The organism is Ilyobacter polytropus DSM 2926 (assembly GCF_000165505.1).
Classification (GTDB): domain Bacteria; phylum Fusobacteriota; class Fusobacteriia; order Fusobacteriales; family Fusobacteriaceae; genus Ilyobacter; species Ilyobacter polytropus.
Genome location: NC_014632.1, coordinates 611,434 through 636,225 on the forward strand (window position 1 = coordinate 611,434; position 24,792 = coordinate 636,225).

A 24,792-nucleotide genomic window follows, 5' to 3' on the forward strand; every position below is an offset into this window, starting at 1 on the left:
GATTAATAGTGCTGATTTTGTAAAGCTAGAGTTAAAAAGTGTTTATAATTACTTGTAAAAAAAATTTTTTTCTGATAAAATACTCCCGTGAGGATAAATAAACCTAGAAGGGTTGATTACTTTAGGAGGTAAATGAGTGAGTTTTATATCGGAAGTAAGGGAAAAGGCTAAAAGTTTAAACAACAGGATTGTTTTACCAGAATCTACAGATGAAAGAGTCCTAAAAGCAACAGAGGAAATTGTCAAAGAAAAATTATCAGTACCTGTATTAATTGGAAATGCAGAAGAGTTGACAAAACAGGCTCAGGAATTAGGTGTATCTTTAGAAGGTGCAGAAATTATTGATCCAATTAATTTTTCAAAGCTTGATGAGTATGTTGCAAAACTTGTAGAACTTAGATCTAAAAAAGGAATGACCGAGGAACAGGCAAAAGAAATATTAACTTCAGACGTTAACTTTTTTGGTGCAATGATGGTTAAATTTGGAGATGCTGCCGGAATGGTTTCTGGATCTGATTCTCCTACGGCTAATGTACTAAAGGCTGCACTCCAGGTAGTAGGAACTAAACCAGGAATGAAAACAGTTTCATCTGTATTTTTAATGGAACTTAAGGATAAGATAGAGGAATATGGTCAGCTTCTTTTATTTGGAGACTGTGCTGTAATTCCTGAACCAACTTCAGAACAATTAGCTGATATAGCTGCTAGTGCTGCAGAAACTGCAAAATCAGTTGCAGGCGTTGAACCTAAAGTAGCGCTAATGTCTTTTTCCACAAAGGGATCTGCAAGGCACGATTCAGTAGATGTTGTAGTTGAAGCAGGAAAACTTTTAACTGAAAGAAAGGTAGATTTTGATTTTGAGGCTGAACTACAGGCAGATGCGGCATTAGTAAATGCAGTAGGAGCTAAAAAAGCGCCAGGATCAAAGGTCGCAGGAAACGCAAATATACTTATATTCCCTAATTTAGCAGCAGGAAATATAGGATATAAATTAGTTCAAAGACTTGCAGGAGCAGAGGCACATGGTCCATTACTTCAAGGTCTTGCAGCTCCAATAAATGACCTTTCTAGAGGATGTTCTGTTTCAGATATAACTAACTTAACAGCAATAACTTCAGTACAAGCGGGATAATAAGCTTTTTTTCAGAATAAATTTTAAATAATCGGGAGGATTTTTATAATTATGAAAGTTTTAGTAATAAATTGCGGAAGTTCATCATTAAAATATCAACTAATTAATCCAGAATCAGGAGAAGTTTTTGCTATAGGTCTTTGTGACAGAATCGGTATTCACGGATCTAAACTTGAATTTGAAGTTCCTGCTATAGACTTTGAAATAGAGATAGAAAAAGATATGGAAACTCATAAAGAAGCTCTTGAGATGGTAATAGCAGCTCTTACAAATGAGGAATATGGAGTTATTAAAACTGTAGAAGAGGTAGATGCTATCGGTCACAGACTGGTACACGGAGGAGAGGATTTCTCAAGTTCTATACTAATCGATGAAGAAGTAATGGCTGCTGTAGAGGCCAACAACGGACTAGCTCCACTTCATAACCCTGCTAACTTAATGGGTGTAAGAACATGTATGGCACTTATGCCAGGTAAACCAAATGTAGGGGTATTTGATACTGCATTCCACCAAACCATGCCTGCTAAAGCGTATATGTATGCACTTCCGTATGCAGATTATAAGGATTTAAAAGTTAGAAAATATGGATTTCACGGAACTTCTCATAAATTTGTTTCCACTACAGCTAGTGAGATCATGGGAAATCCTGAAAAATCTAAAATTATTGTATGCCACCTTGGAAATGGGGCATCTGTATCAGCTGTAAAAGATGGTGAATGTGTAGATACATCTATGGGACTTACTCCTGTTGCAGGTCTGATGATGGGAACTAGATGTGGAGACGTAGATCCTGGAGCGTTAATATACATAAAAAATAAAAGAGAACTTACTGATAAAGAATTAGACACAAGAATAAATAAAGAATCTGGAATTCTTGGAATATTTGAAAAATCTTCTGACTGTAGAGATTTAGAAATCGCCAGAGAAAAAGGTGATGAAAGAGCACAATTGGCCATAGATATGATGACTTACAGAATAAGAGCCTACATAGCATCTTATGCTGCCGCTATGGGTGGAGTAGATATGATATGCTTTACAGGGGGAATAGGTGAAAACTCTTCATTGATAAGATCAGAATCTTTAAAAGGTCTAGAATTTATGGGAGTAGAGCTTGATCAAGAAGTCAACGGTGTAAGAAAAAAAGGTAATGTAAAACTTTCTAAAGAATCATCTAAAGTTGCGATTTATAAAATACCTACAAATGAAGAATTAGTAATAGCAAGAGATACTCTTGAAATAGTTAACGGATAATAAATTTTAGCACCTGCCATTGGGCAGGTGCATTTTTTTGTAACTTTTTTTAGATTAAATGAAAAAACTCCAATAATTAATTATATAACTTGCATAAATATTTAAATTATATGATTTTTAATTTAGGGTTTAGGATTTTTCACAAGTTATCAACTATAAAAAAAATAAAGAGTCAATTTCAAATTAAAATTGGAATGAATATGTAAAGTTCAATTTAACTTAAAACTCATGCAATAAAAGTCACAAAATAAATACATAGTGTGAAGCTTAGATTAACTTATATTTTTTACATTCACTGTTACAGTTCGGAAAAAGCACTTAAATTACGATATTTGTAAAAAAAAACAAAAAGTTTACAGTTATCAAATCAATAGAAAATTATTGACAAAACAGAGTATAACTAATACAATGAACTAGTGTAAACAGAAGAAGTCAGTCAAAATAATGAAATAAAAAAAAACAAATAAAAATGTTTGAGCATTGTTGACAGAATGATGTTTATAAAGTAATATTTTAATTGACTGGAAATTTTACAATTACACACAAAAGTAAGAAGATTATTAACTTATACTTTAAGGAGGCGACAATTAATGGTTAAAAAGATGCAAACTATGGATGGTAACCAGGCAGCAGCTTGGGCGTCGTATGCTTTTACAGAAGTAGCGGGGATCTATCCTATAACTCCATCATCTCCGATGGCAGAATACACTGACGAATGGGCAGCAAAAGGGAAGAAAAACTTATTTGGTGTTCCTGTTAAACTTGTAGAGATGCAATCAGAGGCTGGAGCAGCTGGAACTGTACACGGATCACTTCAAGCTGGTGCTCTTACTACTACTTATACAGCATCTCAAGGATTACTATTAAAAATACCTAATATGTATAAAATTGCTGGAGAACTTTTACCAAGTGTAATTCATGTATCAGCAAGATCACTTTCTGCTCAGGCACTTTCAATATTTGGAGACCATTCAGATATTTATTCTGCTAGACAGACTGGATATGCTATGCTTGCATCTGGATCGGTTCAAGAAGTAATGGATCTAGGAGGAGTTGCTCACCTAGCTACTTTTAAAACAAGAGTACCGTTCATGCATTTCTTTGACGGTTTCAGAACTTCACATGAAATTCAAAAAGTTGAAGTAATGGACTATGAAGTATATGATAGATTATTAGATAGAAAAGCAGTTCAAGAATTCAGAGACAGAGCGATAAACCCTCACCACCCAGTGACAAGAGGAACGGCTCAAAATGATGATATATATTTCCAAACTAGAGAGGCTCAAAACAAATTCTACAATGCAGTTCCTGATGCAGTTGCAGAATATATGGAAGAAATCTCAAAAGTAACAGGAAGAGATTACAAACCATTTACTTACTATGGTGCAGAAGATGCAACTAATATTATAGTTGCTATGGGATCAGTTACAGAGTGTCTAAGAGAAACTGTAGACTACCTAACTTCGAAGGGAGAAAAAGTAGGACTTTTAACAGTTCACCTATACAGACCATTCTCTGCAGAGTACTTCATGAACGTACTTCCTAAAACTGTAAAGAAAATTGCTGTTCTTGACAGAACAAAAGAACCTGGAGCAATGGGAGAACCTCTATACCTTGACGTAAGAAACTTATTCTACGGTCAGGCAGATGCACCAGAAATCATCGGAGGAAGATACGGACTTTCTTCTAAGGACACTACTCCTGCACAGATGATCGCAGTATTTGAAAACTTAAAATCAGAAACTCCTAAATCACCATTTACTGTTGGTATCGTAGATGACGTTACTAACCTTTCACTAGAAGTTGGACCAAATGTATTTGTAGGATCAGACGATGTAAAAGGTTGCTTATTCTTCGGACTAGGATCAGACGGTACGGTAGGAGCAAATAAGAACTCTATTAAAATAATCGGAGATAAAACAGATCTTTATGCACAAGGTTACTTTGCATATGACTCTAAAAAATCAGGAGGGGTTACTAGATCACACTTGAGATTTGGTAAAACTCCAATCAGATCGACTTACCTGCTTTCTGCACCTAGTTTTGTAGCATGTTCTGTACCTGCGTATCTTACACAGTATGATATGATATCAGGACTTAAAAAAGGTGGAAGTTTCCTACTTAACTGTATCTGGGATAAAGATGAGACTATAGCAAATCTTCCAAATTCAATCAAAAAAACTTTAGCTGAAAAAGAGGCTAAATTCTACACTATCAATGCTACTAAGCTTGGTGAAGAGATTGGTCTTGGAAACAGAACAAACACAATCATGCAATCAGCGTTCTTTAAACTTGCAGATGTAATTCCGTTTGAGGAAGCTCAAACTTACATGAAAGAATATGCTAAAAAATCATATGAGAAAAAAGGTCAAGATATAGTAGAAATGAACTATGCAGCTATCGACAGAGGAGCAGGAGAATTAGTAGAGATACCTGTAGATCCAGCTTGGGCTAACCTTAAAGAAGAAGATACTGCAGAGTGCTGTGGATCTAGAGACTGCTCATGTGGAACTAAGCCAGAATTTGTAACTAAAATCTGTGACCCAATAAACTCAATAAAAGGATATGACCTTCCAGTATCTGCATTTGACGGATATGAGGATGGTACTTTTGAAAATGGTACAACTGCTTATGAAAAAAGAGGAATCGCTGTAAACGTACCTCACTGGGTTTCTGAGAACTGTATCCAGTGTAACCAGTGTTCTTATGTATGTCCTCATGCAGTAATCAGACCTTTCTTAATCAACGAAGAAGAGATGGCTAATGCACCTGAAGGTCTTACAACTATAAAACCAATCGGAAAAGGTTTAGATGGTCTTCAGTACAAGATTCAAGTTTCTACACTTGATTGTACAGGATGTGGATCATGTGCAAATGTATGTCCTGCACCAAAGGGAAAAGCACTTGTAATGAATCCTATCGGTGAAGAAGTAGCTGCAGGAGAACCTGAAAATGCTAACTTCCTATTCAACGAGGTTACTTATAAAGATGACTTAATGGCAAAAACAAATGTTAAAGGATCACAATTTGCACAGCCATTATTTGAGTTCCACGGAGCATGTGCTGGATGTGGAGAAACTCCTTATATCAAAGCAATAACTCAACTTTTCGGAGACAGAATGATGGTAGCAAACGCTACTGGATGTTCTTCAATCTACGGAGGATCAGCACCATCTACTCCATATACTAAAAATGCAAATGGTGAAGGACCAGCTTGGGCATCATCACTATTCGAAGACAATGCTGAATTTGGATTCGGAATGCATGTAGGAGTGGAAGCTCTAAGAGACAGATTAGAAGCAGTAATGACAAGAACTATGGATAAAGCTCCTGCAGAAGTTGCAGAACTTTACAAAGAGTGGCTTGAAAACAGAAACAACGGTGCTAAAACAGCTGAAATCAGAACTAAGTTACTTCCATTAATCGAAGGAAAAGACTTTGATGGAGCTGCTGAAGTACTTTCGCTTAAAGATTACATTGTTAAGAAATCTCAATGGATATTTGGTGGAGACGGATGGGCAAACGATATAGGATACAGTGGAATAGACCATGCATTAGCGTCAGGTCAAGACGTAAATATCCTTGTAGTAGATACAGAAGTTTACTCAAATACAGGTGGACAGGCTTCAAAGGCATCTCCTTCAGGAGCAGTTGCTAAGTTTGCTGCTGCAGGTAAGGGGATTCAGAAGAAAGATATGGCTGCAATATTCATGTCTTACGGATACATATATATCGCAATGGTATCTATGGGAGCGAACCAAGCTCAATACCTAAAAGCTATACAAGAAGCAGAAGCATTTGACGGACCATCAATCATAATCGCTTATGCTCCATGTGTAAACCATGGTATCAGAAAAGGTATGGGACAATCACAGCTTGAGATGAAACTTGCAACAGAGTGCGGATACTGGCCTTTAATCAGATACAACCCTGCCTTAGAAGCAGAGGGTAAGAATCCACTTCAATTAGACTCTAAAGAGCCTAACTGGGATAAATACCAAGAGTTCCTAATGGGAGAAGTAAGATATGCTACTCTTACAAAATCATTCCCTGAAAGAGCAAAACAGCTTTTCGCTGCAAACCAAGCTGAAGCTAAGAGAAAATGGGAGCAATACAAGAGACTTGCGTCACTTGATTACTCTGCAAAATAATTTTAAAATTAATAAACTGAAAGGACCGGAGATTTTCCGGTCCTTTTTTAATATTTGTATATAAAACTCTACTTTGAATTTTGAAATACAAATTTCGATTTTTATATTGATATAAATTGAATATAATGTTATAATCAAGTTGAAAAAAGTCAATTTATAATCAAACAAATATATAATTTAAAATTGAAAATCGTCGTATTATATTCAAATATATGATGATTTAAAATTGAAAAACGTTAAAAGAGTTTGTAAAGAAGAAGTTTTAAGTAGTCTCGATTTAAAAATATAAAAATAAAATTTGTCGCTCCAATAATCTACGAATTCAAATACTCAAATCAATTTCTTGTATAAAGTTATTTTAATTAATTAATTATATAAAAATAGGGGGAGTTAAAAGATGGTTAAGTTGTTGAAAAGGATTGTACTTGTTATGATGATTGTAGTATTTGCTGCCTGTGGTAAAAAAGAGGCTAAGCTAGAAATGATAACATTGGGGCACACAAACTTTACAGAGCAAAGAGTATTGGGACAATTATTTGCAGTTATGATCGAGAATCACACTGATTATAAGACTGATGTAAAAGAATTGGGTGGAACTAAAATTGCATTTGAAGCTATAAAAACTGGGGACATATCTATTTATCCTCATTGTACAGGTACTGGGTATTCAGTTATTTTAAAACAGACTGAACTTAAAGATCCAGATGCGGTTTATGAATATGTAAAAAATGCATATGCAGAAAAAAAGTATAATTTAGAATATTTAAAACCACTTGGATTTAATGACACATATACACTGGCAATAAAACCTGAAACCGCTGAGAAATATAATTTGAAAACATTTTCAGATTTAGCAAAGGTTTCTGAAGAACTTGTAATCGGGGCAACCATGGAATTTTTAGAAAGAGAAGATGGAGTACCTGGTCTAAAGAAAGCCTATCCAGGTATGGAATTTAAAGGAGAAAAAGCCCTTGAAGGAGGACTCCGTTATACTGCTATAAAAGAAGACAAGATAGATATTGCAGATGCTTTCTCTACAGATGGGAAACTTCTAACATATAATCTTGTTATACTAGAAGATGATAAAAATTTCTTCCCACCTTATTACGCAGCACCACTTCTTAATGGAGAATTTGCAAAAAATCACCCTGAAATAAAAGAAGTTCTTGAAAAGCTTGCAGAACAGATTAATGAGAATGATATGCAAAATATGAACTATAGAGCTGATGAAGAAGGGATTCCTGCAAGAGTCGTTGCAGAAGAGTTTCTTAAAGGAAAAGGTCTTATATAAAGTTTTAAATTTAAAATTTTATAAAGTATTAGAATGAGGGCATCCATATGTCTTGATTTTTAGGTAAAGTTATTTTAATCTTGAATTGTATAAAAATAGGGGGAGTTAAAAGATGGCTAAGTTAATGAAAAGTATTGTAATTGTCATGATAATTATGGCATTTGCTGCTTGTGGTAAAAAAGAATCAGAGGTGGAAATAATCAACATCGGTCACAAAAATTATACAGAACAAAGATTACTTGGACAAATATTTGCTGTTATGATAGAGAATCATACAGATTATAAAACAGATGTAAAGGAACTCGGAGGGACACAAATTGCATTTGAAGCCCTAAAAAGTGGAGGTATAGACCTTTATCCGGAGTATACTGGATCAGCATATGCAGCTCTTTTAAATGAAAGCGGTTTAAAAGATCCTGAGAAAATTTATAATCTTGTTAAAGATAGAACCAAGACTTTATATAATTTAGATTATTTAAGTCCCTTAGGTTTTAACAATGCATGGACTCTGTCAGTAACACCTGAAACTGCTGAAAAATATAATCTAAAAACATTTTCAGATTTAGCAAAACAGTCTGGAGAATTGGTAATTGGAGCAAGTATGGAATTTTTTGAAAGGGAAGATGCAATGCTGGGTCTGAAAAAAACATATGAGGGCATGGAATTTAAAGAGGGAAAGGCTCTCAATGGGGGACTTCGTTATACTGCCATAAAAAGTGGTAAGATAGATGTTACAGATGCTTATGGTACAGACGGGAAATTAGTAACATATAAACTTATCACTTTAGAAGATGACAAAAATTTCTTCCTACCGTATCATATAGCCCCACTTTTGAACGGAGAATTTGCAAAGATTCATCCTGAAGTAGCAGAATCCCTAGAAAGGCTATCGGGACAGTTCAATGAAACAGAGATGCAGAATATGAACTATAGAATTGATGAAGAAGGTATTCCTGCAAGGGCTGTGGCAGAAGAATTTCTCAAGGAAAAAGGACTTATATAAAATTTAAGTTATGATTTGTTAAAAGCACCGGAAATATTTTTCCGATGCTTTTGTTTTTTATTCTAAGGAAAGTAAGCTTATTTTTTGTATAAGTATGTAAGATTTAGAATAAAAGGAGGCAAGGATATGGAATTGAAAAAAGAAAAATGTCTTCCATGTGAGGTCGGTGGAGTTCCATTAGGTGAAAAAGAGGTCTTGGAAATATCTAAGATGATAAATCCTGAATGGGGTATAGAGGGCAGTAAAATAATCAAAAGAACTTTTAAATTCAAAAATTTTAAAAAAGCTTTGGAATTTGTAAATAGAGTAGGAGAAATTGCAGAGTCAGAGGGTCATCATCCTGATATAGAATTAAGTTGGGGAAAAGTAACGGTTAAATTTACCACACATAAAATAGGGGGATTAAGTACTAATGATTTCATCATGGCTGCAAAAATAGATGAGGTGGAAATTTAAATTCCACCTCATCTATTTTAAATTATGAAAATATTTAATTAAAGAGAGTTGTAAAACTCTTTTTTTATAAGAGACAAAAAAACTGTTACGGCCAAAAGGTCTGCACAGCCACCTGGACTAATTCTTTTTTTAGAAAATTTTTTATCTAGCTCATAGATTTCCACAAGAAGCTCTTTATTTAAAAGACTGCCTTTTTTTAAGAGATTCTTACATATGTCCTGAACTTCTTTCAAGATATCAATATCATGTCTATGAAGTATGGTGGTATCATCACAGTGGGCCATAATTGTGATAAGGGTGTGCAGAAGTCTTTCGTTGTCGCCTGCGTTGGAAAATGTTAGGTCATCATATGCAGGAAGGGCATAGTCAAATATGACAGGAAGACCTGATTCAACTTCTCCACGAATACCTGTAATGCCGTATTCTAAAAAAACCCTTTCTCCATGGGTGAGATTAGTTTTTTTCTCTAAGGTTTTTAGTTCACTTCCAACTAACCCTTTGGTCATAAAACGGATATTTTCCTGAATCGAATGGAACTCTTTATTTTCATAAAGAGTTTTTGCTGCTGCTATCACAACTATTCCAAGGACGAAGATCATTCCTTTATGGGTGTTTATTCCTTTGGTTTTTTTAAACATCTCTTTTTCAGCCTCTATACCAAGCTGCCGGCAGTCCTTAAAAATTACCTCTAGTCCATCAGGAGAAAAAGCCCTGTTGGCAATTTTTAACATATATTTTTGCAGTGAGGCTGTGCTTTTTATAAATGTAAAATAGTCCATATCCTCATGAGCTCCCTTTGATACAGGAGAAACAAGTCCGAATGATGGAAAACAAGCTACTTCCATAAGCATGGACTCAAGAGCAAATTCACCTAAGCTGTATATTTTTTCAGAATACATTTATTTTTTCACCTCATTTTTCTTAAAATTTTCATAAGAGATGTGGATATATTTGATAAGCTCATCCAATGAGTGAGCTCTGCTTCTGACACAGATATGGGCATCATTTTCACAGATAAAGCATTTTCTTTTTGGTAGATTCAGCTGACTTCTGCTGATACCTTGAGAGTCATCTTTGTAAACATCAATGTCCACTAGTCTTCCGAGAGGATGATTTTTTTCTAGATCTATCATTGATTTTTTTATGTTTACAGGGTCTTCTTTTATAAACATAAGATATACAAGTCCTTCAAAGGAGTTAAGTGTTTCGTTATGTATTATTTTATTCTCAAAAATTCTGTGACATTCATTATTCATAATAGATGCTATATCATTGGCTACAAAATTATTCTTATCTAGGCCAGGGTAATTTGTTCTGAGGGCTATAAATGGGAATCTATATTTTTTTGATAGTGATTCTTGCAATCTCACCCTATTTTCTCTGGCGTTTAATATATCTATGGGATTAATGTTTTTTATCTTCATTAGTGTCTGGTATGTGAGGAAATAATCTTCTCCACAATCTCCTTTCCTTCTCTTGACAATAGAAATTCAATGGTAACTTTGGGAATAAGGTCTGACAGTTCATATGTATTGACACCTTTGTTTGTTTTTAATGACTCTCTCACCTTTGAAGCACTTATAAAACCAGTCTTTTTTTCTCCTTCTTTTCTTTTTATGGTTTCGAGACTTACTCCTGATTTTTCAAGGGTTTTTAAAAGTGCCTTATTGTAAGCGTCAGTAACTTCACAGTAAGGTTCATCACCTACAATTCTCTTGGTAATGTTGAATTTTTTACAAAAATAATTTGCAAAGATTTTTGCATCCAAATTGGTATAAGCTTCCAAAAATTCACCAGATTCTCTTAAAAAATATGCGGGGAATGTGGCTGAAGAGATAATATATTGTCCTCCTGGGATTACCTTTACATTTTTAAGGTCAGAAATCCCATTTTTTACCAGATTATATCTGATTTTAAAAGGGAAAAGGGACTTGTTTTCTTCTACAATGAATAATAAAACCTCTTGGGAGTTTTTGCTAGCCTGTTCTATAAGGTATCTATGTCCCAAAGTAAAGGGGTTGCAGTTCATTACTAAAGCTGTTTTTGGTTTAGATGAATCTATAGAATATTCCGAAGCTATTTTTTTTAGTTCATTGTCAATGCTTCCCATTCCTCCTTCTAATAAAACCACCTTATCAACTTTTTCCACAACCTTATATCCAAGAGATGTAAATATGGTTTCATAGACAGGTTTTGTAAAAATAAAAGAGTGAAAAATACCCTCTTCAAAAAGTTTATCTTGGATTGATTTCAAAAGTATATTTGTTATACCAGTTCCCTGCATAGATGGGTCAATTGCAAAACATTTCAGTATATCCTTTGATTTTGAACAGGAGGCAACTATTTGTCCCTGTTCTCTTATTGCAACTGTATAATCAATATTTTCTTCAAAATCAAGCTGAAATTTTTTTAAAAATTTTTTTACTTCGTCAACTTCAGCTGGATTTCTCAGATGAATTTTTTCTGAAGAATAAATCATAGAACCCCCTTTTAAAAATATCTTTACGACTATTATACCTTAAATTTATAATAATTATTATTTAAAGAATATATAGAACAACTGGCATCTATTATATAATTTAAGCATAGAAAATATTCATCAAAGCAAAAGTAAAAGTTAATAAATTATTAATTTTTTTTAATGGTAATAATCCAAATGAACAGTTATACCTCAGTAGCTCTTTAATAATGGGCTTAAAATCAGCAGTAATAAGACGATAAGTTTATAAAAATTTGCATTAAATTAAAATTTAATATTTTTATACATATAGATGGTATAATATATCTTATAAATAATAAAAGTGGGGACTTTTAACGTAACTGGGGGGGTATATAAATGAATTTTATATTTTTGAATTTAGCTGAAATTTTTGTAGGGGGTGAAAATTTTATATGAAAGAGATGTATTTTAAAATTTTTGGAAATCCTCAAATAAAAGTTGATAATATAGTTATTTCACCGAGTCTCAAAAGGGGAGAGGCTCTATTGTATTATATGGTAGTCAATAAAAGGGTGTGCCGAGATGAAATTATAAATTTATTTTGGAAAGATTCAGAAAAAAAGAACGCCAGAAAAAATTTGAGAAATTTGTTATATAAGCTGAAACAAGATCTAGGATTTGATCTTATTATATCAATAAATAGGGAAACTTTGGTATTGAACCCTAATATAAGGATCTCAAGTGATTACAATGAGTTTATGGAAGGAATTGGAGAATATGAAGGCAGTATTTTAGAAGATTTCTGTGATGGGATTTATATGTTTAGCCTGTGGAAAGAAAAACTGCGGAAAAAAGTTAATTATAAATTTCTGGATTCAATACTTTTACAGTTAAAAAATAACTTGAAAAATCAGGAATTTGATATAGCTGAAAAACTTGCTCTAAAAATAATAAAAATAGACTCAAAAAATGTAAGGGTATATTTTGACCTTATGAAAATTTATGATGCAAAGGGTGAAGATGAAAAGGTTCATAATATATATGATAAGTTCAAAAGTGATTTTGATGATCTTTTAGATGATAACTTAAGAGAAGATGTAGAAAAATTTTATAAAGATGTTTTTATGGAAAAAGCAGACCGGGTACCTAGGGTAAAATTTGACAGGGAAAGTTTTTTTGTTAGAAATAAAGAACTTAATATTCTAAAAAAAGAGTACGAGGATTTTATCCAAAATGACGTAAAGAAAATTGTCATGATACACGGAGAAGCAGGTGTAGGTAAAACTCATCTAGTTAATAAATTTTTTAAAGAAGTAGACAATGAAGAGGCTGATATTATTTACTATGATTGCAGCAAAGACGATTCACATAAGAATTTTAAATTATGCAAGGAGCTTTTTTATCAAGCCAGGGAATGCTGGTCTTCTGGGAATGTGTCTCTTTCAAAATATTTTATGAGGTCGGGAGCCAGAATATATTCATTTTTGGAGAAATTAGATGAAAATACAGTTTTAACAAAAGAAGAGGAAGATGAGAAACTTAAGTATATAGAAAAATCCATGAGTCAACTATTTGGGGAAATAAAAAGAAAGTTTATTTTTGTAGTTGATAATATTCAGTGGGGAGATAAAGCAAGTTTATTTCTCTTAGAAAAAAGAATACCATTTCTCAAAGGAAAGGTTATGTTTATTTCTACTGTTAGAGATGAAGGGGGACCCTGGGTAAAGGATTTTCTTACTATTTGCTTAAATTATGACAGAGTTAAAAAGATTGATTTAAAAAGGTTTAGCACAGAGGAAACTTTTGAATTTATTGATAAATATTCAAATAATAGTGTCTCAAGTGTTGTAAAAGAGAGTATCTACAGGGAGTCAGAGGGGAATCCGTTTTTTATAGTTGAATATCTTGAAAATTTAGGAAAAGATGGCACTATAAAAGAGATCTTTACTAAAAATATAAGTGCTGTTCTAAATGGGAATCTTAAAGGGCTATCAGACGATGAATATAAATTACTTAAGATTCTATCCTTGTTTAATATAGGCTTGGAATTAGATACCCTAAAAAAATTGTATGATTTTGATAAAGATAAGCTTAGAGAAATTCTAAGAAATCTTATTCTATCAGGAATTATAAAAGAGAAATATGGCTTTGATGAAGTCAGATATAAGTTTAAACACAGAAAGTTTAAGGAATTTGTTTATTCTATAATAGAGACATCTGAAAAAAAAGGTCTGTATAAAAAGATTAGGGAAAAACTTGGAGCAACTCAAGTTCAAGGTGAAAAAAGTTTTTTATATTCAGAAAATACAAATTCACTTATATGATAAAGAAATCAAATGTTGATATATAAAAAGACCGTCCATTTGGACGGTCTTTTTATTATTAGAATAATTTTTAAATTAACTTTTTTGTTCCTCTTTGTCTAGCATGTTCTGGATAATTACTGCACATGAAGCATCTCCTGTAATATTAACAGCGGTTCTCATCATATCAAAGATTCTGTCAACACCGAAAAGTAGTGGGAGAGCCTGTACAGGAAGTCCTGCAGCCAGTAGAACTGCTACTACTAGGAGAGATGGACCTGGTACACCAGCCTGTCCTATAGAACCTATTGTGGCAGTTATTATTATAGCAATATACTGAGTCATTCCAAGTTCAATCCCGTACATTTGTGCAAAGAACATAGCACAAAGGGCGTAATATATAGCATTACCATCCATGTTAATGGTAGCTCCAAGAGGAAGTACAAATGAAGTGGTTTCATTTGAGACTTCTAGCTCTTCTTCGCAGACTTCAAAAGTTACAGGAAGGGTAGCCATTGATGATGCTGTAGAAAGAGCAACTATCTGAGCTTTTGATATCTTCTTAATGAACTTTGTAGGAGAAGTCTTAGATAAAAGCTTAACAAATAACGGATAAACACCAAATGTTTGTAAAGCAAGGGCAACAGTATAAACAATAAGAAGCTTGAGTACTAAAGCCAGTATATCATAACCAAATGTTCCAACAGCATCAGCCATTAATCCAAAAACTCCTATAGGAGCTAAAATCATTACTTTTAATATCATCCATATCATAGCCTCGTTGAGACTTTCAAGGAGACTGATAACAGGTTCTCTCTTTTCCTTTACAAGCTTCGAAAGAGCGATACCTAAAAATAAACTAAAAAATAAAATTTGTAAAATATTTCCGTTTACCAATCCAGCTAAAGGATTGGTAGGTATGATCCCTAGTATAGTATCCCAGAATCCAGCTATCTCACCTCTAGATGCAAGTTCACCAGTCTTATCTAAAAACTGAGCTGGAAGACTTCCTTCTTGAAGTCCTAGACCAGGCTTGAATATCCCACCGAACACCAGTCCTAAAGTAACTGCTACAGCAGTAGTACTAAGATAATAAACAAATGTTCCTAAACCTATTTTTCCTGCTGATTTCGTCTCTCCTAGTGAAGCTGCCCCTAAGATAATTGATACTGTTACCAGAGGAATAACCATCATCTTAATTAGGTGAATAAAAATGCTACCTAAAGGTGCAAACATAACTGATTTTTCTTTTAAAATAGCACCAGTTACAATACCTAACAACATAGCAATTAAAATTGCTACTCCCAAGTTTAACTTTCCTTTTTTCATATACCCTCCCAAGTAAAATTTTTATATTTTATATTCAGATGACTCTGATTATGACCCTGTAATTTTTTTATTAATGATAACTTAATCATATATTAAGAGTAGTGTATAAATAGAATAAATACACATCGGATATTATCATTTATAGAAGAGATTGTCAAGTTGATAAGGGGAGGGATGGTGTTCTTTTGTAAATTTAAAGTTCAAATAAACCTAATATAGTACAATAGTTATTTCCATATTGAATTTAGAAACTGATCTCTTCCAGAGCTATATCTATAAAATTTATAACGCAACTTGTTTTTTATATAGTAATCCTGATGATAATCTTCTGCAGGATAGAAGTTTTTAAATTTTACGATATCAGTTACAATTTTTTTTTCAAATTTTTTTGAATTTTCTAGATTTTCAAGAGATTTTAGAGCTTGAGACCTCTGTTCTTCAGTGGTATAAAAGATGGCTGAGGAATATTGAAAGCCTCTGTCTACAAATTGTCCGCCAGGATCGGTGGGGTCAATCTGTTTCCAAAATATTTCCAAAAGCTCGGGATAGGTAACAACAGAATCCTCGTAGATTATTTTTACAGCCTCTCGGTGCTTAGTTTTACCTGAAGCGACCTCTTTATATGATGGGTTTTCAATGTCTCCACCTGAATACCCAGAGGTTACAGATAAAACTCCTGCCAATTTTTCAAAGGGAGGTTCCATGCACCAAAAGCAACCTCCTGCAAAGTATGCCTCTTTTTCAGCTGCAAATGAAAATATAGAAATTATAAAGAAAAGAATAATTTTTTTCATATTTATCACCTCAATATAAAAATTCGGTGTCACTTAAAAAAATCCTTTTAACCATAATTAACCTAAGCTGCTTTTTTACTCTAAATTAAATTATTGAATTTATCGGTATTCGTTACTTTTCTCTTGAAAGAAAAGTAACCAAAAGTTCAAGCCTGTGAAAAATCAGCTAAATAACCTTGAAAATCCAAGAAAAACTCGAAACTCGCTACGCTCAGACAGTCGATTTTTTCTAAGGATTTCACTGCGGTTATTCTTAACGCTTATTTTGTCAATGGCAAAAGAAAAAAGATCGAAAACCTCTCGCAAAAGAAATCGTATCTAGTTTTCGTCTTAACTCTGTGAAACTCTCTCTTTTTCTCTATGCAACATACACTTTTATGATGCTCTGTGGCCAAAATCTTTTCTCCTTATTCGTGTTAATTTTTTTTGCCTTTTATCGGTTTTAATTCGTGACAAAATCATTTGACTCTAATATTCTTGTAAATTCAGTAATTTATAGTAATTATCTATGAAATAGCAACTTGAATTAATTAGGAATTATAGTTTAGTTTAGGAAATATTTGAAAGTTATTTATGGAATCTGACTTTTGATTAGGTAAAAGTGGTTTCAGATTTAAAAAAATTAAGAAAAAAAACAGATGAGTAATGGTAATAAATTCTAAGATTAAAAAAAGATTAAAACAAACGAGAAGTTATTAGTTAAAAATTGCTTTACTCATTTATCAAAAGAATGAGTTTAGTTATAAACATATGCTTGGAATATCAAACGGACCTTCTGGATATACCGAATAGAAAGGCTTAATAGTTTGCATATAAAAAATAAATAGTTGTTGCAATAAAAAAAAAAGAGAGTATACTCTGTGTATAAAGAGGCATAAAACAATTAAGATAACAAACAAAAAGTTCTTTTATAAAACAGGGAGGCAATCGAAGTTATGGAAAAAAATGGAAAGAAAGTTGTAATAGGAGTAATAGGATCAGACTGTCATGCTGTAGGAAACAAGATTATTGATCATGTATTGGCTAAACAAGGTTTTGATGTTGTGAACATAGGAGTGCTATCTCCTCAAGAGGACTTTATAAATGCAGCAGTTGAAACAAATGCTGACGCTATAATTGTCTCTTCACTTTACGGACATGGAGAACTAGACTGTCAAGGGATGAGAGAAAAGTGTCAAGAAGCTGGACTTAAAGATATTACTCTTTATGTTGGTGGTAACATAGTAGTTGGAAAGCAAACTTGGGAAGATGTTGAAAAAAGATTTGAATCTATGGGATTTGACAGAGTATATGCTCCTGGAACTCCTATTGAGATTACAGCCAAGGATCTTAAAAAAGATTTGTCAATTGCAGAGTAGTTAGTCTGTGTGTGTAGTTAAATTTAAAAGATTATAGAAGAGAGATGATTTTTTATGAAAGTATATCTTACTATAGATTTTGGGAGCACCTACACGAAGCTTACAGCTATAGATATAGATAATGAAGTAATTTTGGCAACCTCTAAAGATATCACCACAATAGAGGATGATATCATGAAAGGTTATAACAAGGCTTTTGAAAGTCTAAAAAATAAAATAAGTAAAAAATTAAATTTCGATGAAGTTGATTTTGTAAAAAAAATTGCATGTTCATCAGCTGCCGGTGGATTAAAGATGTTTGCCATCGGACTGGTTCCTGACCTCACAGTGGAAGCAGCTAAAAAGGCGGCCCTTGGAGCTGGTGCAAGGGTGATGAAAACTTATTCTTATGAACTCAGTCACAGAGAGATGCAAGAGATAAAAGACTCTAATGCAGATATAATTCTCTTGGCAGGAGGAACAGACGGTGGAAATAAGGAGTGTGTGATCCATAATGCAAAAATGATAGCTGACTTCGGTATAGAGGTTCCAGTGGTTGTAGCTGGTAATAAATCAGCTGTAGATGAGATTGAAGTAGCTTTTAGAAAAAATAAGATCGACTATCAGGTAGCTGAAAATGTTTTACCCCAGCTGAAAAAACTCAATGTAGAACCTACAAGGGAAGAGATCAGAAAAGTTTTTATGAATAAAATCGTAGAAGCTAAAGGACTTAAGAATGCAGAAGAACTGGTAGGAGATATAGTAATGCCAACTCCTGCAGCTGTTTTAAAAGCAGCGCAAGTTCTGGCAGATGGCACTGATGAGGAATCCGGACTAGGAGACATAATAATAGTAGATATAGGCGGGGCAACTACAGATATACACTCTATAGGAAGAGGCGAGCCTACACAACCTGGTGTTGTGTTAAAGGGATTAGAAGACCCTTATTCAAAGAGGAGTGTAGAGGGAGACCTTGGAATGAGGTATTCTGCACTTTCACTACTAGAAGCAGCGGGATCAAAAAAACTTAGGAATTATTTAGAAGATCCAGAAAGAGAAATAGATATAAAAGAGAGATGCCTGTACAGGCACGATAATATAAAGATGGTTCCTTCTAGCAAAGAAGATTTTAAATTTGATGAATCAATGGCAAAAGCTGCCACAGAACTGGCTATGAAGAGACACTGTGGATTCTTAGAGTGCATCTACACCCCTATGGGAACAATGTATCACCAGATAGGTAAAGACTTGATGGAAGCGCCTTATATAATAGGTACCGGTGGAGTGATTGTCCATAGTGAAAATCCTTCTCACATATTAAAGGCAGGAAATTTTCATTCAAGTGAACCGATATATCTAAGACCTAAAAATCCAAAATTCTTAATAGATAAATCGTATATACTTTCGGCTATGGGGCTCTTTGCCCAGGAAATGCCAGATATGGCAGTGAGAATTATGAAAAAATATTTAGTAGAAGCTAATTAAGGAGGCTAACATAATGAAGTTAAAGTTTAATAGGTGGACAGAAGAAGAGTTCATGAAGGTAAGAGAAGAGGTACTAAAGCAATGGCCAACAGGAGCGGAAGTTGATCTTGATGAGGCTGTGGCTTACCATAAAGCTTTACCTGATCACAAGAACTTTGCAAAGAAGTTAATAGATGCAAAAGAGAAAGGGATAACCCTTGCACAGCCAAGAGCGGGAGTTGCACTTATTGATGAGCATATTGAACTTCTTAACTTTTTAGATGAAAAAGGGGGAGCAGACCTTCTTCCTTCGACAATAGATTCTTATACTAGACAAAATAAATACGAAGAGTGTGAAAGAGGAATTATCGAATCAAGAAGAGCAGGAAGATCTCTGCTTAACGGATTCCCAGGTGTAAACCATGGAATAGAAGGATGTAGAAAAGTAGTAGAATCTGTAAATCTTCCTCTTCAATTAAGACACGGGACTCCAGATGCAAGATTACTTTCTGAAATAATGATAGCTTCAGGATTCACTTCAAATGAAGGTGGAGGAGTTTCTTATAACATTCCTTATGCAAAATCAGTATCTCTAGAAAGAACACTTTTAGACTGGCAATATGTTGACAGACTGATCGGATGGTATGAGGAACAGGGAGTATCAATAAATAGGGAGCCATTTGGACCGTTAACAGGAACACTAGTTCCACCAAGTATGTCAAATGTAGTTCAAATTCTTGAGTGTCTTTTAGCTGCTGAGCAAGGAGTGAAAAACATAACTCTTGGATATGGTCAGTGTGGAAACCTGGTACAAGACGTAGCTGCAATAAAATCTTTGAGAGAGCAAGCTGAAGAGTACTGTGCAGAGCTGGGTTATGAAAATATGATGATAACTACAGTATTCCATCAGTGGATGGGTGGATTCCCTGAGGATGAAGCAAAAGCATTTGGAGTTATCTCAAATGCATCTGTTACTGCAGCACTTTCGGGAGCGACTAAAGTAATAGTTAAAACTCCCCATGAAGCATTGGGAATACCTACAAAAGAAGCAAACGCAGAGGGAATTAAAGCAACTAAAATGGTTCTTAATTTATTGGAAGGTCAGAATATTTCTGACTCTGAAGAATTAAATGCTGAAGTTGATCTTATTAAAAAAGAAGTTAAAGCTATAATGGATAAAGTAGCAGAATTAGGAAACGGAGATTTAGCTGTAGGTACAGTTAAAGCTATCGAGCAAGGAGTTATAGATATTCCATTCGCTCCATCTATGTATAATGCAGGGAAAATGCTTCCTGCAAGAGACAACCAAGGAAAAATTAGATATCTAGAAGTAGGAAATGTTCCTTTCTCTCAAAAAATCGTTGATTTCAACAAATCTGCCCTTGAAGAAAGAGCTGAATTTGAAGAAAGAGAAGTTGGTTTCCAACTAACTGTAGATGATATATTTGCTGTATCAAAAGGGAAACTTATCGGAAGACCTGAGTAATATAAAAACGTTGATTTAGGGGAGTCTGAAAGGACTCCCATAAATATTGGAAATTTTGCCTTGAAAATAATTTTATCTGGGAGGATATAAATGAAAATTATAGATATCGTTTGTTCAGAAGGAAGAACTGGATTTTATTTTGATGATCAAAAGGCTATAAAAAATGGAGCTGTAATCGACGGCGTAAACTATGTGGGAGAACCAGTAACTGCAGGATTTTCAAGCATAAGACAAGCTGGAGAATCTATATCGGTTATGTTTGTTTTAGAAGATGGACAGGTATCTCACGGAGACTGTGCAGCAGTACAATATTCAGGTGCAGGAGGAAGAGATCCTCTATTCTTGGCTGCAGATTTCATTCCTGTGATAATGGAAAAAATTGCTCCAAAATTAATTGGAAGAGAATTGACAAGCTTTAGAGAATTGGCAGAAGAGATTGACAGAATGGAGATCGACGGAAAAAAACTACATACAGCTATAAGATATGGTATCACACAGACTATTTTAGATGCAGTTGCTAAATCTAGAAAAATAACTATGGCTGAAGTTATAAGAGAGGAATACTCAACAGGCTTAGAAGTAACTAGAAGACCTATATTTACTCAGTCTGGAGATGACAGAAAAAACAATGCTGATAAAATGATTATAAAGGGTGCAGATGTAATGCCACACGCACTTATAAATAATGTGGACACTAAACTTGGTAAAGACGGATCACTTCTTAAGGACTATGTGACATGGTTAAGAGATAGAGTTTTATCACTGAGAACAGACGAAGATTACAGCCCTATATTCCACATAGATGTATATGGAACTATCGGAATGGCGTTTGATCAGGACATCAAATCTCAGGCTGACTATATTGCTGATCTAGCAGAGGCAGCAAAGCCATTTGCCCTTAGAATAGAAGGTCCTATGGACGTCGATGACAGAGACAAACAGATCGAAGCTTTAGCAGCTTTAACTGCTGAGGTAGATAAAAGAGGCATAAATGTAGAGCTTGTTGCAGATGAATGGTGTAATACTTTAGAGGATATTAAACTCTTTGCTGACAACAAGGCTGGACACGTAGTTCAAATAAAAACTCCAGATTTAGGAGGAGTAAATAATATCGCTGAAGCAATCCTTTACTGTAACGAAAAAGGAATAGGTTCTTATTCAGGAGGAACTTGCAACGAAACAAACAGATCAGCTGAAGTAACTACTAATATAGCAATGGCCTGTGGGGCACTTCAGGTACTTGCTAAGCCTGGGATGGGTGTAGATGAAGGGTTCATGATAGTTAACAATGAGATGAACAGAGTAATGGCACTTGTCAACAGAAGAAAGTAGTTGTAAATATATGATGGAAAAGTAGTTCTAGGACTACTTTTTTCCATTATATAAATTTTTTAAAAATAGTTATCTAATAATTCTCTGAAATTTGTAGAGATGATAAAAAATCAGAAATAATTTATATTTTTAAACTTAGAGTAAAGTGAGGTCGATTGACTTTAACTAAATAGATTTAAGAGGTGAAGGATATGACTATTAACAAACCTTCTAAAGCTGGTACTTTAGAATCCAATGATATTTATGTAATGCTTATGCCTGGTGAAAATGGAATCGATATTGATCTTGAAAGTATCGTAGAAAAGCAATTTGGAGAGGATATAAGAAGAGTAATAATAGAAAAACTCCAAGAAATGGGAATAAGTTCGGTAATAGTTAAAGCTCAGGATAAGGGAGCTTTAGACTACACGATTAAATCAAGAATTGAAGCTGCTGTTGCAAGAGGACTGTAGAAAGTCCTGTAGAATAGAGGCTAATTTTTGTGGAACAAGCAGTTTTTACATTTAATAAAATTTTGTGTTTAAATTGTAACTTATGATTTGAGAGGTGTTGAAATTGAAACTTAGAAGAAGTATGTTATTCATGCCTGGAAACAACCCTGGGATGCTTCAAACTGCTGTGGACTTTGGAGCAGATGCAATAATCCTTGATCTAGAAGATGCAGTATCTCTAACAGAAAAGGATGCAGCAAGGATATTGGTAAGGGAGGCTATGAAGGTTAATGACTATTCGTCGGTAGAAGTGGTTGTTAGAATAAATCCTCTGTCTACTCCATTTGCAGATGAAGATATAGATGTAATAGCGAGACTAAATCCAGATGCTATATTACTCCCAAAGGCTGTCCCTGAAGATGTAAAAATTATTGATGAAAAACTTTCCAAGATAGAAGAGGAAGAGGGATTAGAAAAAGGAAGTATAAAAATTCACTGTCTTGTGGAAACCACTTATGGAGTAGAGACAGTGTATGAAACTATAAAAGCAAGTTCAAGAATACAAGCGGTACTTTTGGGGGGAGAAGATCTTGCTGCAGACCTAGCAGTGAAAAGGACCAAAAGTTCAGAAGAAATATTTTACGCAAGAACTAAAGTTGTAAATGCCTGTAAAGCTTTGAAGATAGATGCTATAGACACTCCTTTTACCGATACAAATGACTATAGCGGACTTAGAGCAGATACGGAAAAAGTGAAGGGTCTTGGGTTTAATGGTAAACTTTCCATAAATCCTAGACAGATAGACACAATCCATGAAGTATATTCTCCAAGTGAGGCAGATATAAATTATGCTCTTAGAGTTATGTATGCACAGGATGAAGCTGAAAAAGAGGGGCTAGGTGTATTTTCTTTAGATGGTAAAATGGTCGATCTGCCTGTTATAAACAGAGCAAAGCAGACTCTTGACGTAGCAAGACTTATAGGTCTTATAAAATAATAATAAATAGGACATAATTATATATATGTGAGGTGCTTTAATATGAAAAATATTTTGGGAAGAGATATTCCCGATTATATAGAAGGCTATGGTGAAGTAAGACACTATAACGGTTATCTTGCCGGTAAAGGTGAGAAATTTAAAAGAGCTTTTAAATTTAAAAATATATTACCAGGCGACGACAAGTTGCATAGAGGATTGGATACTCTTATGGATAAGCTGCCTCTAAAAGACGGAATGGTTTTATCTTTTCATCACCATCTGAGAAACGGAGATTATGTTCTTAATATGGTAATGGATGAAATCGCCAAAAGAGGATATAGAGATATAACTATTGCAGCGAGTTCAATATTTCCATGTCATAAGGATATGGTAAAACACATAGAAAATGGTGTGGTGACACAGATATATGCAGCTTATATATCTGGACCTGTGGCTGAGGCTATATCAGCTGGTAAGCTAGCTAAACCTGCTGTAATGCATACACACGGAGGGAGAGCTAGAATTATGGAGTCTGGTGATTTAAATGTTGACTTTGCATTTATAGCTGCTCCAACTTCAGATGAATATGGAAATATAAACGGAGTGGACGGAAAATCTGCTTGTGGGGCCTTGGGTTATGCTCATTCTGATGCTCAGTGTGCAGATATCACAATAGCACTAACAGACAACCTGGTAGAGTATCCAAATCCTCGATTTGAAATTGATCAGACACTTATAGACTACGTTGTAGTTGTAGACGCCATAGGAGACCCTAATGGCATTGTTTCTGGAACAACTCAGATCACAAAAAATCCAATAGGACTTAAGATAGCTTCGCTTACTTCAAAATTTATAAAAGATTCAGGATATTTTAAAGATGGAATGAGTTTTCAAACTGGAGCAGGGGGGATCTCACTAGCTGTAGCTGCAGAGGTAAGAGAGCAGATGAAAAAAGACGAAATATGCGGTAGCTTTGCCTCTGGTGGAATCACAGGTTATATAGTGGATATGTATAAAGACGGGCTTTTTAAATCACTTTTTGATGTTCAGTGCTTTGACCTTGAGGCTATCAAATCTGCAAAGGAAAATCCCGAGCATATAACTATGTCTGCTTCTATGTATGCAAATTCTGATAACAAAGGTGCAGTTGTCAATAAATTGGATGTGGTTATATTGGGAGCAACAGAGATGGATGCTAATTTTAACGTCAATGTAACTACAACTTCAGATGGGAAAATCATGGGAGGTTCTGGGGGGCATAGTGATACCTCTGCAGGATCAAAACTTTCCATAATAGTTTCTCAGCTGGTAAATTCTAGAATTTCTGTACTAAAGGATAAAATAACTACGGTAACAACTCCTGGAGAAACTGTAGACGCTCTTGTAACTGAAAAAGGGATAGCGATAAATCCAAAAAGGACAGATCTTATTGAAAGATTTAAAGACTCTAATCTTCCTATAAAAACAATAGAAGAACTTCAGCAGATTGCCGAATCTATGACGGGGAAACCTAAAGATATCGAGTTTGGTGATAAGATAGTAGCAGTTGTAGAATATAGAGATGGTACAGTGGTCGACGTAATAAAAGATATGAAACAATAAAAGAATCCGGC

General features: G+C 34.3%; 19 protein-coding genes. 14 read left to right on the top strand and 5 right to left on the bottom strand.

The features are described from left to right. The first annotated feature begins 136 nt into the window (after positions 1–136). From pta to ILYOP_RS02830, 6 genes are all read left to right on the top strand, one after another. Positions 137–1,132, top strand: a complete 996-nt coding sequence (pta, locus tag ILYOP_RS02805; RefSeq protein ID WP_013386999.1) for a phosphate acetyltransferase — start codon at positions 137–139, stop codon at positions 1,130–1,132. Positions 1,133–1,183: 51 nt separating this feature from the next. Beyond that, entirely contained in the window at positions 1,184–2,383 is a 1,200-nt protein-coding gene (locus ILYOP_RS02810) for an acetate/propionate family kinase (protein WP_013387000.1), read from the top strand. 590 nt (positions 2,384–2,973) lie between these two features. Further along, positions 2,974–6,534 carry a pyruvate:ferredoxin (flavodoxin) oxidoreductase gene (gene nifJ, locus ILYOP_RS02815; RefSeq protein ID WP_013387001.1) on the top strand — a complete coding sequence of 1,187 codons (3,561 nt, stop codon included), beginning with the start codon at positions 2,974–2,976 and terminating at the stop codon, positions 6,532–6,534. A gap of 397 nt (positions 6,535–6,931) precedes the next feature. Further along, positions 6,932–7,825, top strand: a complete 894-nt coding sequence (locus ILYOP_RS02820) for a glycine betaine ABC transporter substrate-binding protein (RefSeq protein WP_013387002.1) — start codon at positions 6,932–6,934, stop codon at positions 7,823–7,825. A gap of 112 nt (positions 7,826–7,937) precedes the next feature. After that, positions 7,938–8,828 carry an ABC transporter substrate-binding protein gene (locus tag ILYOP_RS02825; RefSeq protein ID WP_013387003.1) on the top strand — a complete coding sequence of 297 codons (891 nt, stop codon included), beginning with the start codon at positions 7,938–7,940 and terminating at the stop codon, positions 8,826–8,828. Positions 8,829–8,954: 126 nt separating this feature from the next. After that, positions 8,955–9,284 (top strand): 4a-hydroxytetrahydrobiopterin dehydratase, encoded by a 330-nt coding sequence (locus tag ILYOP_RS02830; protein ID WP_013387004.1) that lies wholly within the window; start codon positions 8,955–8,957, stop codon positions 9,282–9,284. A 38-nt stretch (positions 9,285–9,322) separates the two neighbouring features. Here ILYOP_RS02830 and citG read toward each other — a convergent pair whose 3' ends face one another. From citG to citC, 3 genes are read right to left on the bottom strand one after another with little or no spacing between them, the layout of a single operon-like run. Beyond that, positions 9,323–10,183, bottom strand: a complete 861-nt coding sequence (gene citG, locus ILYOP_RS02835; RefSeq protein ID WP_013387005.1) for a triphosphoribosyl-dephospho-CoA synthase CitG — start codon at positions 10,181–10,183, stop codon at positions 9,323–9,325. Beyond that, positions 10,184–10,708 (bottom strand): citrate lyase holo-[acyl-carrier protein] synthase, encoded by a 525-nt coding sequence (citX, locus tag ILYOP_RS02840; protein WP_013387006.1) that lies wholly within the window; start codon positions 10,706–10,708, stop codon positions 10,184–10,186. Next, the gene (gene citC, locus ILYOP_RS02845; protein ID WP_013387007.1) at positions 10,708–11,763 is read right to left on the bottom strand and encodes a [citrate (pro-3S)-lyase] ligase; all 1,056 of its coding nucleotides are present in this window, start codon (positions 11,761–11,763) and stop codon (positions 10,708–10,710) included. Before citC ends, citX begins: the two co-directional genes overlap by 1 nt. 413 nt (positions 11,764–12,176) lie before the next feature. On the opposite strand from citC, the gene ILYOP_RS02850 reads away from it, so the two are divergent. Next, positions 12,177–14,048, top strand: a complete 1,872-nt coding sequence (locus ILYOP_RS02850; RefSeq protein WP_013387008.1) for an ATP-binding protein — start codon at positions 12,177–12,179, stop codon at positions 14,046–14,048. Positions 14,049–14,123: 75 nt separating this feature from the next. Here ILYOP_RS02850 and ILYOP_RS02855 read toward each other — a convergent pair whose 3' ends face one another. Together ILYOP_RS02855 and msrA are read right to left on the bottom strand one after the other, a co-directional pair. Continuing rightward, entirely contained in the window at positions 14,124–15,356 is a 1,233-nt protein-coding gene (locus ILYOP_RS02855; protein ID WP_013387009.1) for a dicarboxylate/amino acid:cation symporter, read from the bottom strand. A 227-nt stretch (positions 15,357–15,583) separates the two neighbouring features. After that, positions 15,584–16,150 carry a peptide-methionine (S)-S-oxide reductase MsrA gene (gene msrA / locus ILYOP_RS02860; RefSeq protein WP_013387010.1) on the bottom strand — a complete coding sequence of 189 codons (567 nt, stop codon included), beginning with the start codon at positions 16,148–16,150 and terminating at the stop codon, positions 15,584–15,586. 935 nt (positions 16,151–17,085) lie between these two features. Between msrA and glmS the strand changes: the two genes are divergently transcribed. The 7 genes from glmS (at position 17,086) to citF (ending at position 24,781) form a co-directional block, all read left to right on the top strand. Next, positions 17,086–17,508, top strand: coding sequence for a methylaspartate mutase subunit S (gene glmS, locus ILYOP_RS02865; protein ID WP_013387011.1), 423 nt, complete (start codon positions 17,086–17,088; stop codon positions 17,506–17,508). 54 nt (positions 17,509–17,562) lie between these two features. Next, positions 17,563–18,972 (top strand): methylaspartate mutase accessory protein GlmL, encoded by a 1,410-nt coding sequence (gene glmL, locus ILYOP_RS02870; RefSeq protein WP_013387012.1) that lies wholly within the window; start codon positions 17,563–17,565, stop codon positions 18,970–18,972. 13 nt (positions 18,973–18,985) lie between these two features. Next, the gene (locus ILYOP_RS02875; protein ID WP_013387013.1) at positions 18,986–20,437 is read left to right on the top strand and encodes a methylaspartate mutase subunit E; all 1,452 of its coding nucleotides are present in this window, start codon (positions 18,986–18,988) and stop codon (positions 20,435–20,437) included. Between the two features lie 90 nt (positions 20,438–20,527). Then, a complete protein-coding gene (locus tag ILYOP_RS02880) occupies positions 20,528–21,769 on the top strand; it encodes a methylaspartate ammonia-lyase (protein WP_013387014.1) in 1,242 nt (413 codons plus the stop codon). Between the two features lie 191 nt (positions 21,770–21,960). Then, positions 21,961–22,221, top strand: coding sequence for a citrate lyase acyl carrier protein (gene citD, locus ILYOP_RS02885; protein WP_013387015.1), 261 nt, complete (start codon positions 21,961–21,963; stop codon positions 22,219–22,221). A 94-nt stretch (positions 22,222–22,315) separates the two neighbouring features. Further along, positions 22,316–23,197, top strand: coding sequence for an HpcH/HpaI aldolase/citrate lyase family protein (locus tag ILYOP_RS02890; RefSeq protein WP_425364867.1), 882 nt, complete (start codon positions 22,316–22,318; stop codon positions 23,195–23,197). Between the two features lie 42 nt (positions 23,198–23,239). Continuing rightward, the gene (gene citF, locus ILYOP_RS02895; protein WP_013387017.1) at positions 23,240–24,781 is read left to right on the top strand and encodes a citrate lyase subunit alpha; all 1,542 of its coding nucleotides are present in this window, start codon (positions 23,240–23,242) and stop codon (positions 24,779–24,781) included. Positions 24,782–24,792 lie beyond the last annotated feature (11 nt).

Coding starts and splice junctions, on each gene's coding strand:
- ILYOP_RS02850 (WP_013387008.1), top strand. CDS start 12,177: ATGAAAGAGATGTATTTTAAAATTTTTGGAAATCCTCAAATAAAAGTT.
- ILYOP_RS02880 (WP_013387014.1), top strand. CDS start 20,528: ATGAAAATTATAGATATCGTTTGTTCAGAAGGAAGAACTGGATTTTAT.
- ILYOP_RS02820 (WP_013387002.1), top strand. CDS start 6,932: ATGGTTAAGTTGTTGAAAAGGATTGTACTTGTTATGATGATTGTAGTA.
- citX (WP_013387006.1), bottom strand. CDS start 10,708: ATGAAGATAAAAAACATTAATCCCATAGATATATTAAACGCCAGAGAA.
- glmS (WP_013387011.1), top strand. CDS start 17,086: ATGGAAAAAAATGGAAAGAAAGTTGTAATAGGAGTAATAGGATCAGAC.
- ILYOP_RS02855 (WP_013387009.1), bottom strand. CDS start 15,356: ATGAAAAAAGGAAAGTTAAACTTGGGAGTAGCAATTTTAATTGCTATG.
- ILYOP_RS02875 (WP_013387013.1), top strand. CDS start 18,986: ATGAAGTTAAAGTTTAATAGGTGGACAGAAGAAGAGTTCATGAAGGTA.
- ILYOP_RS02830 (WP_013387004.1), top strand. CDS start 8,955: ATGGAATTGAAAAAAGAAAAATGTCTTCCATGTGAGGTCGGTGGAGTT.
- citD (WP_013387015.1), top strand. CDS start 21,961: ATGACTATTAACAAACCTTCTAAAGCTGGTACTTTAGAATCCAATGAT.
- glmL (WP_013387012.1), top strand. CDS start 17,563: ATGAAAGTATATCTTACTATAGATTTTGGGAGCACCTACACGAAGCTT.
- ILYOP_RS02810 (WP_013387000.1), top strand. CDS start 1,184: ATGAAAGTTTTAGTAATAAATTGCGGAAGTTCATCATTAAAATATCAA.
- ILYOP_RS02825 (WP_013387003.1), top strand. CDS start 7,938: ATGGCTAAGTTAATGAAAAGTATTGTAATTGTCATGATAATTATGGCA.
- citF (WP_013387017.1), top strand. CDS start 23,240: ATGAAAAATATTTTGGGAAGAGATATTCCCGATTATATAGAAGGCTAT.
- nifJ (WP_013387001.1), top strand. CDS start 2,974: ATGGTTAAAAAGATGCAAACTATGGATGGTAACCAGGCAGCAGCTTGG.
- citG (WP_013387005.1), bottom strand. CDS start 10,183: ATGTATTCTGAAAAAATATACAGCTTAGGTGAATTTGCTCTTGAGTCC.
- citC (WP_013387007.1), bottom strand. CDS start 11,763: ATGATTTATTCTTCAGAAAAAATTCATCTGAGAAATCCAGCTGAAGTT.
- msrA (WP_013387010.1), bottom strand. CDS start 16,150: ATGAAAAAAATTATTCTTTTCTTTATAATTTCTATATTTTCATTTGCA.